The organism is Acidianus manzaensis (assembly GCF_002116695.1).
Classification (GTDB): Archaea; Thermoproteota; Thermoprotei_A; order Sulfolobales; family Sulfolobaceae; genus Acidianus; species Acidianus manzaensis.
This window is the reverse complement of record NZ_CP020477.1, coordinates 660,347-678,828: the sequence shown is the minus strand read 5'-3', so window position 1 is coordinate 678,828 and position 18,482 is coordinate 660,347. Positions and strand designations below refer to the sequence as shown.

Below are 18,482 nucleotides of genomic sequence, written 5' to 3'. Positions count from 1 at the left end.
ATTATGGTTAAAAAATTCTGCGTCAGATGTGGAAAAGAGGACGTAGAACTCATTGATAGATTATGCTATGATTGTTATATAGAAACTAAAAACCTTATACAGACACCTCAAGTGGTTACTGGAAAGATTTGTAAAATATGTAATGCTGAATGGATAGATAGGAAATGGGTTAGATTATATGATAATAGTAATGATGCAATAAACGATATAATACTAAGATTTCTAGGTAAAGAAGTTAAAATAGATTCTAATGTTAAAGATTATAGAATTGACTTAGGAGATAAATGGAAGGATAGAAATGGAAGAACATTCGTTAATTTAAGTTTTCAAGGAAAAGTTGGTAATAAGAAATTTAATATAGAACGTACTGTAGAGTTGAGAGTTTCTCAAGTAATTTGCGATATTTGTGCTAAAAAGAAAGCAAGATATTATGAAGCAATAATACAACTTAGAGGAAAAGGAAAGTTAGAAGAAGAAAAAAGAGCTTTATTTGAATCGTTTTTCTCTAATGATGTAATTAATTCATTGTCCGATATTATTGAAGGAAAAGAAGGTGTAGATTATTATTTCATAAATAAATATACTGCAAAAAAACTCGTCTCTAACTTTAAATCATTAGTTAAGGCCGAAATTACAGAAAGTTTTGAAAACGAAAGAGTAAAAGATGGTAAAAGGGATGCAAAACTTGTCATTTCGATAAGAATATAAAATTAGGCATAGATGAAGCTGGAAGAGGATGTATTATAGGACCAATGATTATAGCTGGAGTAATAATTGATGAAAATCAAGAGAAGATTCTAAAAACTGCAGGAGTAAAAGACAGTAAGCAATTGACTAGAAAAGAAAGAGAAAAACTATTTGATATAATACTCAATTTTTCTCAACTAATAATAATAAATAAGGCTATGCCTTATGAAATAGATTCTGAGAACCTTAATAAGGTTACATATAAAAAGGTTATTCAAATAATCATGGCATCAATTACTTTTTCACCAAATATAATTACTGTTGATAGAGTTGGAAAAGAACAAGAAGTAATAGATTTAATTAATAAATTAAAAGCGAAACCTAATGTAGTATATAAAGCTGATGAACTTTTTGTAGAGTCTAGTGCAGCTAGCATAATAGCTAAAGTAATTAGGGATAAAATAATAGATTCTCTAAAAAGTGAATATGGAGATTTTGGTAGTGGTTATCCTTCAGATCCAAAAACTAAAAATTGGATAAAACAAATATATGAAAGTGGAAATCCTCCACCAAAGATTATTAGGAGGACATGGAAAAATTTACTTAAGCTGGCTCCCAATTATTACATTAGTAAGAGGGATTTAGATGGTTACTAATCTACCTGCTGAAGCTAAAGCTAAGTGGATAAAAGTAATGGATGCTAAAACTCCAGAAGAGAAGATCAAAGCTATTCAAGACTTTTTAAGTTACGTACCTAAACATAAAGGAACTGAAAATCTAGTCTATTGGGCAAAAAGGCGATTAGCTGAACTTCGAGAAGAATCAGAAAAGCAACGAAAGAAATCTAAAGGCGGAGGTTATTCTTTCTTTATAGAAAAAGAAGGAGCTGGGCAAGTTCTAGTTTTAGGAAGAGAAGAATTAAAAAATGAAATTGTAAGAAAATTAACGAATATAAAACAAGATCCTAGGGATTTTCCGGTTCCAGCAATGACTTTTTATGAAGATGTCGGAATACAATTGGTAAATCCTCCTCCTATAATATTAGATTCAAGATTAATAGTTAGTAAAATAATAGGTCTAATTAGGAATGCAGACTCATTATTAATAGTAGTCAATGATAAAAACGAATTTATGAAATTTAAAGATTTTCTAGAAAGTAATAATATCATTCTAGGAAAACCTAAAGGAAAGGTAGTTTTAGAAAAGTTAAGGAGTGAAAAAGAAGGAATAAGAATTGTAATGATGGGAAAACTAGTTAATACCAACGAAAATGAAGTAAGAAAATACTTAATGGATTTTGGCATAAAATCTGCTATAGTAAAAATTTTTGGTGAAGCTACTCTAGATGATGTAGAAAAATCATTATTTGAAGCAATTACGTATAAGCCTACAGTCGTAGTTTCTAATACTAAATTTGTATACCCTGGAGTAGACGTAATATCTCCTTATGAGAATATTCAGAAATACTTATTTGAAAGCTTAGATGTCATAAGAGTTTACACAAAAGAACCAGGCGAAAATCCCACTAAAGATCCTTTGACCCTAAAAAGAGGTTCAACGATACTGGATTTAGCAAGAAAGTTACATACTTCACTCTCAGAAAATTTCAGGTATGCTAGAATTTGGGGTAAATCAGCTAAATTTCCAGGACAAAAAGTTGGAGAAGATCATCTACTTGAAGATAAAGATATAGTTGAAATACATGCTAAATAAAAGATAACAAAGTAACTGTAATATACGGCTTAATCTGGTACTCTAATATACTTTATTAGATTTATTTATCTCTTCATAAATATTTTCATAAAGATTAAAGAACATCTTAAATTTCCTGGAATTAAAATATTATATAAAGTATAATTTCAAAAATTATTACTTATTTAATATTATTATGTAGATTTAAAATATATTCTATCTAATCATATTTAAGAGATAATTTTATATAAACTTTGATTTAGCTATAGAAATTTAAATAGTATCTTCATTATGAACTATTATTTAGTACTTCAGAAAGACAGAGGGTAACATGAAACTAAATCATTATTCTGCTTAAGTTGAGCAAGAATACCAAAACTTAAAAATTCGTATTGCAAAATTCTTTTATGGCAATTAAACTTAAGAAACAAAGTAACGAATCACAGAATTTGCCTAAGCAAAAAATTAGTACATTACCTTCTATGCCTATTTATGCTAAGTTTGTTAGATTAGGAATTGTAAAATCAATGGCTAAATCATTACAAAATAACTTATTACAAGCAGGAATTTCTGAAGATCCTTTATTATATGCCTCAAAAATTTTCTTCTATTTATTATTATCTTCAGCTCTAACAGTAGTATTGATTGTATTTGGGTTATTAATTTTCGTAAAATTCTATTTACTATATAGATTAAGTAAATATCTGATACTATCTTTTATGATGTGGGTATTTGGCATTATAATTCCTCCTGTAGTTTATTTAGCTTCTACGGCTAATATTTCACAAATCAAAGAAAATAAAAGAATAGGAATAGATTCAGAAATGGCTGCTTTTACCTCAATATTCTTGATTTTCCTAAGATCAGGATTAAGCCCAAGAATAATGTTTGAAAAAATCTCTAAGGCTTCTGCTTTTCAATATATTAACAATGTAGCACTGTATGTTAACAAAAGAATGAAATTTCTAGGAGAAGGTGTAGAAGATGCTATGTCCCATGCTGCATCTATTTCTCCGTCTAAGATCCTTAAGGATTATTTCCTTACTTACATAACTGCAGTAAGAACAGGAGCGCCAGTTTTACAAACCATGGAAGCCAAAGCCAAAGATCTGTCAAAATACTTAGAGTTAATGGCATCTTTAGCTTCAGACAAACTTTCAGGAGTAGCCGAAGGATACGTAATATGGCTTTCTTCAGGCTATATTATGATTTTCTTGGCTATGGTATTAGAAGCTATATTTCCTTTAGGCAGCGGAGCATCTACTTTAGGAATGTTTGGAGTTTTAGGCGTTGTAGTAGTACCATTAGTTAATTTAGTATTTATATATGTTATTGAACAAACACAACTGCGTTTTCCAGAAAAGAAATTAAATTATAATATATTCTATATATCATTTGGAGTAGGATTATTGGCTATGTTTGTATTATTATTTCTTACTCATCAGTTATTAAATTTCTTTACATTAAGTGGTGGAACTAGTGATATTACTCCTACAGTTTTATCTATAACCATAGGCTTATTGATTGCAACCGTACCTCCTTACATAATTTTAGGTAAGCAATTAAAAGAAGGAACTGGATACGATCCGTATGTTGTAAGCTTTCTAAGAGCAATAAGTGAGGGAATAAGAGCAGGATTACCTCCAGAAAAAGTAATTGAAAACATTAAAGATTCAAAAGAAATGGGTAAACTAGGAACTGTACTAAATGAAATTCATTCATATATAACCCTAGGATATCCTCTAAAAGATGCATTTAGAAAAGGAGCAGAAAGAATAAGAGACTTCACTTCAAGGATTTCGATAATAGCATTAGCTGATATGATGGAAATAGGCAGTATGACTCCAGACACGGTAGAAAGTATAGCAGAACAAATAGATACACAAATAAGAATAAAAAGAGACTATGACTCTAAGATAAAAATACTATTAGCAACTCCTTATGTAGGCGTAGTATTAGCTTTAGTAGCTTCCACTATATTGGGCTCTGCAATTTTAGGTTTAATAGTTTCTCAACATTCTAGTCTAGCGTATGGTCCTCTAGTAACTGCCAGTGTAATATTACCTAAGGCTATCTATATTACCGCAATTTCATCATTGTTTAACTCATTTTTAGCCGGATTGCTAGTTGGGAAATTAGGAACTGGCAGAATAGCTAATGGATTCTTACACTCTGCAATACTTGTAGTAATTACCGCAATAATGCTAATAATATTAATCCATGTGCATCTAAACTTTAGTAGTAGTTCTTCGTCTTCATACAATTTCTTTATAATGATGAAGCTACTGCATATACTAAAATAGGACATAGAAGATATAGGAATCCTTATATAGAAGAAGTTATATATATATTTTTATGCCAGTCAAATTACCTAATTTGACTTTTAGATCGTCAAAGAATAAGAGTAATAATAATGATATTACTAAAAATAAAAAATCTAATGAAACCATATCATTACCTGCGCCTTTAATTCCCCTATATCCTCCTGCTGAAGAATTAACTGAAATAATATCTGATTATGAAATAAATTTATTAAACTCCATCCCAGAATATGTGAAAAATAGTTTAAATAACTCTAATATAGAATTATCGATAGCTAATCCGCATATCTTTATAACGTATGATGAAAATAAAGGAATATATAAATATGTATTATTAGAGCCACCAATTGATATATCTGCATTTGATATCTATTTATACTTGATCTCCGAAATAGAAAGAGCATTAATAGAAAAAAGCGAAGGCTTAGATTTAGGAAAAATTATTATTAATGCTGCTGCTAAAAGGCCAGATCTTCAAATAATACAAGGAGAAAGAGCAGGATTAAAATTACTTAGTACTAGAGGAAAAGTAGCTATTTATTACTTATTGAGAAACATGTTTGGCTATAATATATTAACTCCAGTTTTAAATGATTATAAAATTGAAGATATTTCATGTAGCGGATTAGATTTGCCAATTTATGTCTACCACAGAGAGTTTGAATATGTACCAACTAACATAGTTTTGCATGAGAAAATGAAAGTCTTAAACTTAGAGGTAGATGGAAAAGAATTATTAGATGAATTAGTATTAAGATTAATATCATTATCTGGAAAGACTATCTCTATAGCAGATCCTATAAGCGATGGTATATTACCTCAAGGAGATAGAATTGCAGCTACTTTTAGAACTGAAGTAAGCGCAAGAGGATCATCCTTTGTGATTAGAAGATTTAATGATAGACCAATAACCATTCTAGATTTAATAAATTCTGGTGTTTTATCACCAGATGCAGCAGCTTACTTATGGTATGCTATTGACATGAGAATGAGCTTTATGGTAATTGGAGTTACTGGAGCTGGAAAAACTACTATGCTAACTTCTATCTTAAACTTAGCTAAAGAATCGATGAAAATAGTATCAATAGAAGATATTCCAGAAATTAGATTAGCTCAAGATAATTGGGTACAATTGTATGCAAGAAGCGCATATGGACAATCTGGAAAAGAAATTAGCCTAATGGATTTGCTAAAACTATCTCTAAGATATAGACCAGACTTAGTTGTTGTAGGTGAAATAAGAGGTGCAGAAGCTTATGTATTATTCCAGGCTTTATCCACAGGTCACGGAGGTGCTACAACTTTCCACGCATATGACACAGATTCAGCCATGAAAAGGTTAATGAATGAGCCACTAAATATTCAACAAGAATGGATACCTATGATGAATATAGTTGTAAACGTTAGAAGATTACCAGTATATATAGGAGATAAGGTAGAATTAAGAAGAAGGGCAGTAAGCATAGATGAGATAGTAAGTTGGAATGATTATAGAAGGGTAGTTAATTGGGAAGCTAAGTCTGATAGTTTTAACTTAGACCTAGATGCAGCAAAAGTTACCAGAGCTAGAATAGAGGAAGCTGGAAGAGATTTAGCTGAAGTAAAAGCAGAAATAGAAAGAAGATCATTATATCTAAAAATGTTAGCTTCTACTAAAAGTGTTGTGCAAGATCCAGAAAGTTACAAATTAGTTAAAAAGTACATTATAAAATATAGTATAAAGCCAGAACAAGCATTAGCTGAAGTAAGCAGAATGTCAGCAGTAAAAATAACTTCAGTTTAAAAATTTTAGTTTTTAAACGTTTTTCATGTGTCTATAATAAATATAGATATAGAAAGTAGAAGTAATATAAGACTTGAAAATATATTATTATATATTAAATTGGTTAATGCGATAATGAAAAATATATATTGTAAGACTCTTAATACAAGAGGTTTTGATGTATTGCTTCTAATTTTGGGTGTAACTTTCCAAGAAAAATTTAATTTAAATAAACCTTTTGTAAATCCAATTATTGCTGCCCAGATTGTAGCTATGCTAACTAAATAAGCTTCATCTTCACTGATCTTAAACGAAGATGAATAAATTAATAGAGAAATAGAAAATATTAATATAGATATTATATATGTCGACATAGATAAGTGCAATAGCATTTGAAGTGAAGCTACAATAGCTAAGACAAAAATAAATACTGAGTAAATTCCCCATTGAATGACATAAATATAACCTTCTACGCCTTTAAATCCCTTTGAAAATAATTTTAATCCATATATAAATAATTCTCCTGATCCATATGCCCATCTTTCAATCTGATAGTAGAGATCAAATAATGCTCTAGGGGATAATAAACTTACTAGAATATCATGAACATACGTAAATTGTTTTCCTTTTAATGCAGCCCTTATTCCTAATTCTAAATCTTCAGTAACTATACCCTCTTTCCAAAAGCCTATTTTAGATAATGTATCTCTTGAAATAACTATTGCTGAACCATTTGGAAAAATATAAAGTCCTTTCTGGAATCTACTAAGGAAAAGAGATTTCATTGCAAAATTAGTAGTTTCTGAATATATTTTTTCTATAAAATTTTCATGGTTTCTAATTTCTACATGTAAAGCTAATGGTTCTTTATCAAGATATTTGCATATTTTTCTTAGAAAATCTTTATTTACCCTAGCTTCTGAATCTAAAAAAATAAAATATTCTCCATTAGCTAGTTTAGTTGCATAATTTAAAGCACCAGCTTTTCTTCCAATTGGTCTTTCTCTTCTTACTATTTTGATATTATTCCATGAAACACCAGTTGAACTAATTATATTAGAAACGTATTCTTTAGGATCATCAGAAACTATAATTACTTCATATTTATCATAGTCTAAAGCTATTAAATTCGATATTAATTCTTTTACTATTTTTTGGTCTTCATTTTTAATAGCTACAATTATGCTAAAGAATGGTTCTTTGTCTTCTTCCTTTTTTTCAATCTCTAAACCATTTTTTATTGATTTTAAATAGTACACTTGTAAAAGTAACCATGAAGAAGATATTATAGAAGATAAAATCAAAATAATGGAAAATAATTTAGTTATAAAAAACATTATTTTTGTTTCCTCTCAATCGCCTTCTTTATCTCTTCTTTTGCTTCTTGACTAGTTCCCCAACCTGAAATTTTTACCCATTTTCCTGGCTCTAATTCTTTATAATGCTCAAAGAAGTGCACTAACTTATTTTTTAATGCGTCCGGTATGTCAGTAACATCTTTTATATTTGAAAACGTAGGATCTACTTTATCTTTTGGAACTGCTAATATTTTCTTGTCTACTCCTTCTTCATCAGTCATATAAATTAATGCTATTGGCCTTACTTCTACTACACTACCTGGAGCAAAAGGATAGTTACTTATAACTAAGATATCTAATGGATCTCCATCTTCACTTAGCGTACCTGGAATAAATCCATAATTTAATGGATATACCATAGAAGTATACAAGATCCTATCTACCTTTATTACTTCTTCTTCCTCATCATATTCGTATTTTATATTTGAACCCATTGGTATTTCAATAAAAGCATTTACTAAATCTGGAGCTTTACTTCCTGCTGTAGCTTTCATATTAATACTGTCTAAATATATGCTAAAAATCTTTATCTCCTAATAGTTCATAGATAAAATCTTTTATAATAGAAAATGGATAAGAAGATGAAATTTCTTTGATTTCAGTAATATAGGATTCTTTTATCTCTTTTACATCATATCCTTGTTTTATATATCTAGTACTTTGTAAATATGTAGATAATCTGTCTGATAATTTGGCTATTTTAGATTCTAAACTCTTTTGGGACTTGAATTCTTCAAAAATATCTTCGCCAACTCCTAAAAATTTGAAGGCTTCTTTTTCAGCATTCCTCTTATCTAACCTTTGAGAAGTCCATTTAGGAAAATCGCCTAATACTGTTTCTCCTACATCATGAAATAATGCTATTATTGCTGCATGGTCTGGGTTTACATTTATAGATTTTTCTTTTAACTTACTTGAAATTACATAAGCTAATATTGCAGCTTCAAAACAGTGTTCTGCTACAGTCTCTCCTACTGCTGGAGGTATTCCTTTTTGCATCCAACCTGTTCTTACTAAATTTTTAGCTCCTACAAGTAATCTTTCTAATTCCATATCTAGATGTTATTACATATAGTCTTTAAGCTATCTATCATTTCTTGAAGATCGGTAGTCCAGAATCTAATCATGGCTTCCTTTCCTTTCATTCCCTTATCATAGATTACGTTAGGAATCTTGCTAAAATTATCTTTTACATATTTAGCTATCCACTGCATTGTACTTCCCTCAGGCTCTAGTGGCTCCAAATCTCTATTTATTTCCACAATTTCATATCCTAATTTTTTGAATTCCTTAAGTATATTTTCGTCATATCTAATATTAATTAAATTTCTAGCATTTTCTCCCATTGAGATAATTGAGAAGAGTAATCTTGCAGTATGTGTTGGGTTGCCAAAAATTGCTGGATAACCTACTACTACTTTTTTATCCCATCTTCTTATAATTCTTCCTCTAAAAGTAGCAATATCTTCTAATGTACTAACGTAACTAGGTATTATACTATGAGCAAAATTAGATTGCACTTCTGGTATTAATTTCCAAAAATTTTCTGTATTCTCAATAAAATCACCAAAAATTCTCATTTCTTCTAATACGCTATATTTTTGAGATTTTTTCTCCAAATAAGATACTGGATCTATAGGCCCTATGCCTTTACCTATGTTTAAACCATAATATATTGAGTGTTGTAAAATTTCTTTAGCGGTTAGAAAAGCATCGTATATAGAATTTCCTTTAGCAAGTTCTGCTGATATTATTGAAGCAAAAATACTGCCTGTGCCATGAGTATTTCTATTATTTAACCTTGGATATCCAATTTCAAAGAAATCTTTGCCATCATACAATAAATCAAAACTATATTCACCACTAAGATGTCCTCCCTTTATTATAATATAAGGAATATCAAATTTTTCATAAAGTTCTTTAGCTGCATTTTCACCATCTTTTATTGATTCGATCTTTATTCCAGATAAAATCGAAGCTTCTACTGCATTTGGAGTTATTACAGTAGATTTTGCTAATATTAGTTTTTTATAATCTTCTATGTCATTTATGAGTTGTGTTCCGTCTTTAGCATATATTACTGGATCTGTAACTACAGGTATATTGTCATCTAAAATCTCATTCACTACTTTAAATTGTTCTTTATTATATATCATACCTATTTTTATTGAAGAGATTTCAAAATCTTCTTTTAAGGCTAGTATTTCTCTTTTTAGGAAATCTGGTTCTACTTGCTGTATTGCGGAAATTCCTAATGTATTTTGAACTGTTATAGCAGTTATTGCAATTACAGGGTGTACTCCTAAGATTTCCATAACTTTAAGATCTGATTCTGCACCGGCTCCATTTCCTGTATCCAAACCTGCAATGCTCATAGCCACTTTTTTTATCATTCTCTTTTCACCCTAGTATTTCCTGCAACTACCCAAAATTCACCATCATCTCTTATTTCCAATTTCCAAATTCCAGTAGTATGTTTTACTAATTCTATTGCCTCTTCTATAGCATGTATAGCATCTTTTCTTCCTTTTCCTATGCACATTATTAGAATTACATCATCTCCAGGTTTCATTTTGTCAATAGCATGAAGAATTTTTATATTTATAACGTCACTATATTTTCTTTTTACTGATGATTCTATTTCACTTATTCTTTTTACTGTGTAATCCTCATAGGACTCGTAGTCTAACTCATAAACTTTATGCCCTTCTACTATTCCTTTTACAAAACCTAAATAAACTACTAAAGATCCAGCTTCTGGTGGAGCTTCTTGCCTAAATTTTTTTATTTCATCTAAAAAATTGAATTTACCTTTAATTACATCTCCACCTGCAGGAGGTGGCAATATAGCTATTTCGTCACCAGGATTAATTTCATTTTTTATCTCACCATTAACAAGTATAGTGACTTTTATTCCATTTATTCCATTTATTAGAGCATCTTGCATTCTTTTTCCATATTTTTTTGATAGAAATTCAATCAAACAATTAATATCTTTGCAATTTATCTCTACTTCTTCTTCACTTTTACTTGTTATATCCTTAAGGAAAGCAAAGTATCTAATTTTGATCATTTTCAGATATCACTGTGTGTATATTTTTACCTAAAAATATATATGCAATCTGATAATGACATAGAAGAAGCTTTAATGCAACTACTTAATGACGATTACCAAAGTTTTAGATATAGAAACTATGATAATGAACTAATTGATGAAAAATTAGACGAAATTCTTAAAATTTTAAGAAAATTCGAAAAACCAAAAAGAACGGATTGTGAGGAAATTTTAGACAAAGGATTTATAATAAAGGAAAGTTTTTCAAAAAATTCTAATCCGAATTTAATAGGAATAAGCTTAGATAATGATAGATATTTAATAACTTTTAAGGATACTCTTGATTTACTTTTAATGTATTTTAAGTATTTAAAGAAAGAAGATATAGAAAACGATATACCAAAAAGGCTACTTCCACTTTTTCTGTTTTTAAAAAGAAATGGATTAATATATTTTGATGCTAGAGATAAAGAATATAAATTAACTATTTAGAATAGCTAACTTCAATAATTATATCTTCTAAAACTTTATCTGTAACAGCTTTTTTAATAACGTCATTCATAACTATCTTAAAATGATCTGTCTCAACAATTTTTCTAGAATCATATTCAAGTTTGCTTGATGACAAAATTTTAGGTATTAAATCTATAACAATATTAGTATAATCAATGGAATTAACCGTTGAAGATATTTTATCAATTTTATCTTCCATCAATACTTTGTTAGAATTTAAAAATTTTATATAATTCAATATCTCAGAATTATTTAGAAACTCTGACTTTAATATACTAACCATTCTTTTCCTAATTATAGGTATTACTAGTAGCATAAAATAGTTAGACCCTCCCATAACCCAATTACTTAGTTTGTCAGCTATTTCATCAATAGAATCATAAATTGATTGTATTAGCGATTTCTTTATAATATCTATTAATAGCTGATCAGAAACTTGAGGTATTTCTATTTTGCTATTTAATTGAATAGATCTAAGAAAAATGGAGTAGACGGATTTTGAAGAGAATTTCCATGTAGAGAATGGACATATTGTCAATACGTCTGATTTTTTCTTTAATGGGATTTCAGAATCTTTATATGACGTCAAGAAAAGACCAGCACATTCATTGTCATCTCCCTCAATACCTAGCTTTCTAGCCCAACAGCCTGAATGAATTTTATCCTTTATAAATGGCTTCAAAAGTTCAAAAGCTAATACACCTCTATCTTGAGACAGAGTATTATAAACATAAAGTCCTTCAGGACATAAAAAGTATATACCAGATGCGTTTAACCTATTTTTCATTTCAATTATTTTATTCACATCTGACTTTGCTCCGTCAATATCACCAGAAATATACTTATCAAACCCACAGCACGCCATATCTATTATTTTTACTCTTGGAGAAAATCTTTTATCTATTTTATCGCCATTTTGTATTAGAAAATCTAAAAAGCCTTCTACCCCTAAAGGATCATATTTATATGAACAACCTACAAAGAGTACATATAACGGATTATTCCTATATTTTGAGTCTATTTCTTTTTCAAGATCTTTAAATCGATTAGGTAAACTTTCTAATTGAATAGACAATTTTTCTCTAGAAGATGAAATCCTAGGTAAGAATTCAGTAGTCAAACTTGATATATTTATACCTACTGGACAAACATCTTCATCTTCCTTGCATCCTAAACAATATTCGAATTTAGTTTCTCCAGTTACTAATCTATTAAATTTACCTAATGGAGAGTAAATAATATTCTTCGAAGATTTATATGCAATACAAGAATCTAAACAAATACTACAATTTATACATTTTGTAACATCAATAAATTGTGACTTATATTTTTCTAGATTCTTTGGTATTTTTATATCCTTTTTATATTTCTCCATTATGGCTTTGTGTATCTCTTTATATTCTTGCAAACCCGGAAAGGGAAGTACTGATGGATTCTTTTTAAGATAATTAAACACTTGATTTATTTCATCATCCTTTATAGTCCCGCAAATAACATAATTCCTAGCTGGAGAATTATAATTGATTATATATCCTATTTTCTTTTCTATGGGAGCTGAACTCAATAAACTATAATCAGAAGATCTTAAACATATAGGAATATAATCTCTTTTAAGCATCCCATTTGAAATTTTTGAAATTTCTCCGATAACTTGACTAGTTGAAATACTTGGTCCTTTAAGATGAACTATAGAAGAATAAGATGCGGGTAAATAATATTTAAAGCTACCATCAATTATTATTCCACTCCAAGCATAAGGAACTTCTTGATCTAATTCTATTACCTCTGGATATTTAGCTACAAGAATAGTAGCTGTAGCCGTATCTTTGATTTCATATAATGTAGTTTTACTTTTTACAAATCCATATTTATAACTACCAAAACCAGATCCGTTAGTAGAAATAAAACCTCCAATAGTTCCTTTTAAATAGACAGGAAATATTATTGGAAAGTATCCCTCTTTACTCAAGAAATTAATTAATTCTTCAAAAGTAACTCCTGTAGGAACTTCAACTAAATCTAATCCAAATTTTTTCTGATTTAAGAATTTAACTATTGATCCATCAGAAAGTCTATCTCTAGAAATAACTATTTTAGGATTTAAATAGGACAAAATATCTCCAGACATAGAAGTTAGTCTTCCTACTACTAGCTCCTTTTGTTCTTGTACCATTTGTTTCTTTATACTATTAATATCAATACCAACTAAAGCTCTGCTGAATATTGATGCATCAAGGAGCAAATCTCTCACCTTATATATGAAGAATAAAATATAAAACATTTCCTTTATAAAATGTTATTATGATTGAAGTTCTTGTTCCAATAAGTATTTCTGGAATTTGGTACCCAAAGATCTCAAATAATTTTGAAAATTCTGGTTCTATTGGTCTAACCATGGTTCTCGAACCTTATACTCTATTTGAAATCAAGAGAGGGGAGCCAGAAATAGTTTTTAATAATAAGAAAATCAATTTCCCAAATCTTGATTATTTAAAGCAAAAACTAGGAAGCCTTACACTTTCAGTCAATTCAGAGATACCTTTAGGATTTGGATATGGTATGAGCGGAAGTATAAGCTTAGCTTATGCTTTAGGCAGTGTAGAATTACTAGGAAAAAATGAAGACGAAGCTATAAAAATTGCTCACGAAAGTGAAGTAATAAATGGAAATGGATTAGGAGATGTAATTTCACAATATTATGGAGGAGGACTTGTATACAGAAAAGAACCAGGTTATAGAGGAAAAGTAGAAATTATTGATATTGAGTGGAAAAGGATATGTAGTAAACCTATTGAATCTATATCTACTAAAAGTATTATAAAAGATTCAACTCTAGCATTAGACTACATAAACGCGTTTCTATCTAATAGAACTATTGAAAATTTTTTTGAGTTGTCTAGAAAATTCAATGAAAGTTTAGGATTTAAATCCCCTTATCCAAAATCCTTTCGAAAGAAAGGATTAATAGTTAAATTAGAAGATTGTAATGAATCATGGATAACACACAATCCAGCAAAGAAGGGAGCTTACGTGATTTAATCCCAATTAATCACCCTAGAAGAGAATCTTTATTAATTAGAGAAAAATTAGTAGAAGCGCTCAAAGATAATGTTCTTACTCCTTCTGGATTAATAGCGCACGGTAGAGGAGAATGTTTTGATTATCTATTTGGAGAAAAAACACAAGATTTTGCAAAAAAAGCTATAGAAGCAGCATCGGCTACATTACTATTAGCTAAAAATCCAGTTATTTCAGTAAACGGAAACATGGCAGCATTAGTTCCAAAAGAACTTATAGAGCTAGCAAATCTAATCAATGCCAAACTGGAAATTAATCTTTTCTACAGAAGTGAGGAAAGATTAAAAGCAATAAAAAATGTCTTAATTAAAAATGGAGCCAAAGAAGTTTTAGGAGTAGATGATGAATTAACTACTATTCCAGAACTTTTTAGTGAAAGAAGAAAAGTTAGCAAAAATGGCATCTTTATAGCAGACGTAGTGTTATTAGCATTAGAAGATGGAGATAGAACTGAAGCACTAGTAAAAATGAATAAAAAAGTTATAGCAATAGATTTAAATCCTTTATCAAGAACTTCCAAGGCTGCAAATATAACTATTGTGGATAATATAATAAGAGCTATTCCATTAATGATACAAAAAGTGAATGAATTGAAAAACTATAATACCGGACAATTAAGGGAAATAATAGAAAATTATGATAATAAAAAGATAATTTTAGATTCGCTTAAGTTTATCTCAGGAAGATTTCAAGAATTTTCTCTAAGTCTATAATTTTCTTTACTTGGAAATTTGCCTTTTTTTACATCTTCTGAAAACTGATTTATTGTTTTCTCTATCTCTTCCTTTAGGTTTAAATACGGCTTAGCAAAATAAGGAATAAATTCACCTAATCCTAAGAGATCATGAATCACTAAAATCTGTCCATCACAATATGGTCCAGCACCAATGCATATTGTAGGAATGTTAATAGTTTCTGTTATCTTTTTTGCTATATCAGCATAAACATTTTCTATAACTATAGAAAACGCTCCAGCTTCTTCTAAAGCTTTAGCGTCTTTAATTAATTTTTCTTCATCTTTAATTATTTTATAACCTCCAATTTCTAAATATCTTTGAGGTGTAAGACCTATATGCCCCATAACCGGAATTCCAGCGCTTATCATTGATGAGACTTTTGATGCTACTTCTATTCCTCCTTCTAGTTTTATCGCATCTGCTCCGTGCTTTAATAATTTTCCTGCATTAAGTATTGCGTCTTTTTTTGAATACTCATAGCTCATAAAAGGCATATCTGCAACAATTAACTGAGGAGGATTTGCACGAACTACAGAATCTAAGTGGCTAATTATATCATTCATGGAAACTTGCAAAGTAGATTTATAGCCTAGCATTACCATGCCTAATGAATCTCCTACTAAAATTCCATCTAGATTAGTTTTAGATATTATCCTCGCTGTCGTATAATCGTACGCTGTTAGCATAACTATTTTGTCTTTTCCTTTCTTCTTCATGAAGTCCTTTATTGACTTTATTGCCATTTATCTTCATAGAGACTTTAGATGCTAAAATTAAAACTCTTCTCATTTTTTCAGCTATTTCAATAGTTTCCTCATACTGGGAAGCCTTTTTATAAACTTCCATTATATAATTAAGATCGTCAAAAGCAAATTTTTTGAAAAATGCTCTATCAACATCTGATATCAATGTTTTTTCCAAAAGAAACTTCAGCCTTCTACTTATCTCATCTACATTTAAGCTATTAGCTTGGATCTTTATCATCATAATTTCTGGATCTTCTTCAGTTCCATCTAATGCTAACTTTACAGAATCTATATCTATAAATTTCCACCAATGCTGATTGGAGGATTTATAACTTGATTCTATTATGCCAAAGTCTCTTTCTAAAGCTCTTAATATCATTTTAGGATCCTTATCTTCTCCAATTTCTTGGAGTTTTTCTACTAGCGTTTTATAATCAAAATCTCCTAATTCTCTCTTATCATTTTCCTCTGCAATAGCTACCGCAGTCTTAAGTATTATTTTAGCTCTGTCCCCAAATCTAAGCAAAGCCTCAGTAGTTCTATCCTTAACTCCTCCAATCATTCTGTTACATATTGGGAAGAAATATATTATTCCTTTAGAAAAGACTCTATAGTATGATCAATAAAGATATTATATTGAGTGTTACTGACCTAAAAAAATACTTTGCAAAAAAAGAAATTCTAAAAGGTTTAACATTTAGTGTAGCTAGCAATATAATATTTGGGATCATAGGACCTAACGGCGCAGGAAAAACTACTACACTGAGAGTTTTATCAGGAATTATAAGACATTACGAGGGAAAAGTAAATATATTAGATTTAACCCCTCAAAAAGCTAAAGAATTAGGTTATATTTCTTATATGCCAGAAGATTCCTTCCCATACGATAGATTAACTGGGAGGGAAAATTTGGAATTTTATGCTAATATTTATGCTAAAAATAAAAAAGAAGCTGAAGAGTTTCTAGAAAAAGGAATAAAAATCGCTAATCTTGGAGATAGAATAGATGATAAGGCCTCGGAATATAGTAGAGGAATGAAAAGAAGATTAATGATAGCTAGGACATTAATGGTAAATCCAAAAATTGCCATATTAGATGAACCTACGTCCGCATTAGATGTAGAATCAGCAGTAAATATAAGAAAATTAATTAGACAAATGAAAGAAGAAACTACAGTAATATTATCTTCCCATAACATGCTAGAAGTAGAATTCTTATGTGATGAGATAATTCTTATAAATGATGGAAAAATAATCTCAGAAGGTACTCCTAAAGAAATTTCAGAAAAGTATGGTGTAAGCAATTTAGAAGAAGCTTTTATACATGCTACAAGTGGTGTTAATAATTGATCAAAAATTTAATAAAAAAAGAATGGCTAGATATTAAGAGAGATAGAAAATTATTATTAGGATCTATTATTTTACCGTTAATACTTCTTCCACTAGTTGGAATTATATTATTTGCAGCAACTGTATATCAGCCTCCCACGGTAGATATAGTAAATCAGAATGTAAATAATACCAAATATGTAACAGAATTATCAAATTATATAAAAAATAATGGTGGAATAACTTATATTAACTCTTCTAAGCCAGCTGATATTCAAATAATTTTTCCTCCTCAGTTTTATGAAAATATAACATCATTAAATAGAACTGCAATAGTATATATTTCATATATTATTTCTTCTAGATCAGAAGCTTTATCCCTAGTAGAGAATGGTTTATATCAAATCCTATATAATACTTCACTGAACAGAATCCATAAAATAGAAACTACAGCAAACATAAATATATCCCCTGTAGCAATAAGAGAACCATTGGAAGTAGAACTGCTATATAAATTACCATCAGGTAAAGCAGTTTCCCAATCTCAAGACGAATTTTCACAATTAGCTAGAATTATTGCTATTCTAATTTTCCCCGCTGCAACACCTGTAATATACTTTGTAACAGACAGTATAATGGGAGAAAAAGAAAGAAAAACTCTGGAATCTCTATTAGCATCACCTATTTCCTCTAGTTCGTTCATATTTTCTAAACTTACTATTTCACTAATTCTAGGCCTAATATCATCTATAGGTGATCTAATAGGACTAGTGGTGTTCTCTTTATTTGCTCCACTTATAGTAGGCCAAGGATTTCAACTAAGTTTTGCATTTACTGGACTAGTAGTATTAGTATATCTTATAATGATACTTTTAACTGCCTCTTTAACTATACTAGTTCTTGTATTCCTAGGAGGATCTTCAAGAAATGTTCAAATAATTAATTTCATAATAACGAGTTTTGGTATGATAGCTTCATTTTCGTCACTCTTTATTAACTTTGGAGATCTAACATTTCCTTTCTCATTAATTCTAGGAATACCCTTTGTACAATTAGTAGCCTCACTACTATTCTATGTATTTGGTTTAATACAAGAATCCATATTCTCTATATTAGTAACGTTTGTAGTATCAATCTTGTTATTGCTAATAGCATCTAGATTCTTAGATTCAGAAAGGCTTTTACTAAAATAAGATTTTTATAT

The 18,482-nt window shown here is 29.4% G+C and carries 18 protein-coding genes; 10 read left to right on the top strand and 8 right to left on the bottom strand.

Translation table 11 applies throughout. The features are described 5' to 3' along the window. Positions 1-3: 3 nt before the first annotated feature. From B6F84_RS03205 to B6F84_RS03185, 5 genes are all read left to right on the top strand, one after another. A complete protein-coding gene (locus B6F84_RS03205; protein WP_148690894.1) occupies positions 4-708 on the top strand; it encodes a 60S ribosomal export protein NMD3 in 705 nt (234 codons plus the stop codon). Next, positions 705-1,343: a ribonuclease HII gene (gene rnhB / locus B6F84_RS03200; RefSeq protein ID WP_148690893.1), complete on the top strand. Its 639-nt coding sequence runs from the start codon at positions 705-707 to the stop codon at positions 1,341-1,343. Before B6F84_RS03205 ends, rnhB begins: the two co-directional genes overlap by 4 nt. Then, complete coding sequence (locus tag B6F84_RS03195; RefSeq protein ID WP_148690892.1) at positions 1,333-2,400, top strand: TGS domain-containing protein; 1,068 nt, start codon at positions 1,333-1,335, stop codon at positions 2,398-2,400. The genes rnhB and B6F84_RS03195 overlap by 11 nt, the downstream gene beginning before the upstream one ends. Before the next feature lie 386 nt (positions 2,401-2,786). Beyond that, positions 2,787-4,682, top strand: coding sequence for a type II secretion system F family protein (locus tag B6F84_RS03190; RefSeq protein ID WP_148690891.1), 1,896 nt, complete (start codon positions 2,787-2,789; stop codon positions 4,680-4,682). A gap of 52 nt (positions 4,683-4,734) precedes the next feature. Continuing rightward, a complete protein-coding gene (locus tag B6F84_RS03185; protein WP_148690890.1) occupies positions 4,735-6,483 on the top strand; it encodes a type II/IV secretion system ATPase subunit in 1,749 nt (582 codons plus the stop codon). Positions 6,484-6,506: 23 nt separating this feature from the next. On the opposite strand, the gene B6F84_RS03180 is transcribed toward B6F84_RS03185, so the two are convergent. From B6F84_RS03180 to B6F84_RS03160, 5 genes are read right to left on the bottom strand one after another with little or no spacing between them, the layout of a single operon-like run. Further along, complete coding sequence (locus B6F84_RS03180) at positions 6,507-7,766, bottom strand: glycosyltransferase family 2 protein (protein ID WP_187152740.1); 1,260 nt, start codon at positions 7,764-7,766, stop codon at positions 6,507-6,509. A gap of 32 nt (positions 7,767-7,798) precedes the next feature. Further along, entirely contained in the window at positions 7,799-8,314 is a 516-nt protein-coding gene (ppa, locus tag B6F84_RS03175; RefSeq protein ID WP_148690888.1) for an inorganic diphosphatase, read from the bottom strand. 22 nt (positions 8,315-8,336) lie between these two features. Next, positions 8,337-8,873, bottom strand: a complete 537-nt coding sequence (locus B6F84_RS03170; protein ID WP_148690887.1) for an HD domain-containing protein — start codon at positions 8,871-8,873, stop codon at positions 8,337-8,339. A gap of 2 nt (positions 8,874-8,875) precedes the next feature. Then, a complete protein-coding gene (gene thiD / locus B6F84_RS03165; RefSeq protein WP_148690886.1) occupies positions 8,876-10,213 on the bottom strand; it encodes a bifunctional hydroxymethylpyrimidine kinase/phosphomethylpyrimidine kinase in 1,338 nt (445 codons plus the stop codon). Next, positions 10,210-10,899, bottom strand: coding sequence for a MoaD family protein (locus B6F84_RS03160; protein ID WP_148690885.1), 690 nt, complete (start codon positions 10,897-10,899; stop codon positions 10,210-10,212). Before B6F84_RS03160 ends, thiD begins: the two co-directional genes overlap by 4 nt. A 36-nt stretch (positions 10,900-10,935) precedes the next feature. On the opposite strand from B6F84_RS03160, the gene B6F84_RS03155 reads away from it, so the two are divergent. Further along, a complete protein-coding gene (locus B6F84_RS03155) occupies positions 10,936-11,367 on the top strand; it encodes a hypothetical protein (RefSeq protein ID WP_148690884.1) in 432 nt (143 codons plus the stop codon). On the opposite strand, the gene B6F84_RS03150 is transcribed toward B6F84_RS03155, so the two are convergent. Beyond that, the gene (locus B6F84_RS03150) at positions 11,360-13,639 is read right to left on the bottom strand and encodes an FAD-binding protein (RefSeq protein WP_148692819.1); all 2,280 of its coding nucleotides are present in this window, start codon (positions 13,637-13,639) and stop codon (positions 11,360-11,362) included. The genes B6F84_RS03155 and B6F84_RS03150 overlap by 8 nt on opposite strands. Positions 13,640-13,692: 53 nt before the next feature. Between B6F84_RS03150 and B6F84_RS03145 the strand changes: the two genes are divergently transcribed. Both B6F84_RS03145 and B6F84_RS03140 read left to right on the top strand, forming a co-directional pair. Then, positions 13,693-14,427, top strand: coding sequence for a pantoate kinase (locus tag B6F84_RS03145; protein WP_187152769.1), 735 nt, complete (start codon positions 13,693-13,695; stop codon positions 14,425-14,427). Continuing rightward, positions 14,382-15,179 carry a 4-phosphopantoate--beta-alanine ligase gene (locus B6F84_RS03140; RefSeq protein WP_148690882.1) on the top strand — a complete coding sequence of 266 codons (798 nt, stop codon included), beginning with the start codon at positions 14,382-14,384 and terminating at the stop codon, positions 15,177-15,179. Before B6F84_RS03145 ends, B6F84_RS03140 begins: the two co-directional genes overlap by 46 nt. On the opposite strand, the gene panB is transcribed toward B6F84_RS03140, so the two are convergent. Further along, positions 15,155-15,946, bottom strand: coding sequence for a 3-methyl-2-oxobutanoate hydroxymethyltransferase (panB, locus tag B6F84_RS03135; RefSeq protein ID WP_148690881.1), 792 nt, complete (start codon positions 15,944-15,946; stop codon positions 15,155-15,157). The two genes, B6F84_RS03140 and panB, sit on opposite strands and share 25 nt — an antisense overlap. Next, positions 15,846-16,511 carry a hypothetical protein gene (locus tag B6F84_RS03130; protein WP_148690880.1) on the bottom strand — a complete coding sequence of 222 codons (666 nt, stop codon included), beginning with the start codon at positions 16,509-16,511 and terminating at the stop codon, positions 15,846-15,848. Before B6F84_RS03130 ends, panB begins: the two co-directional genes overlap by 101 nt. A gap of 53 nt (positions 16,512-16,564) precedes the next feature. On the opposite strand from B6F84_RS03130, the gene B6F84_RS03125 reads away from it, so the two are divergent. Both B6F84_RS03125 and B6F84_RS03120 read left to right on the top strand, forming a co-directional pair. Then, positions 16,565-17,299, top strand: a complete 735-nt coding sequence (locus B6F84_RS03125; RefSeq protein ID WP_148690879.1) for an ABC transporter ATP-binding protein — start codon at positions 16,565-16,567, stop codon at positions 17,297-17,299. Further along, a complete protein-coding gene (locus tag B6F84_RS03120; protein ID WP_148690878.1) occupies positions 17,296-18,471 on the top strand; it encodes an ABC transporter permease in 1,176 nt (391 codons plus the stop codon). Before B6F84_RS03125 ends, B6F84_RS03120 begins: the two co-directional genes overlap by 4 nt. The last annotated feature ends 11 nt before the right edge of the window (positions 18,472-18,482 follow it).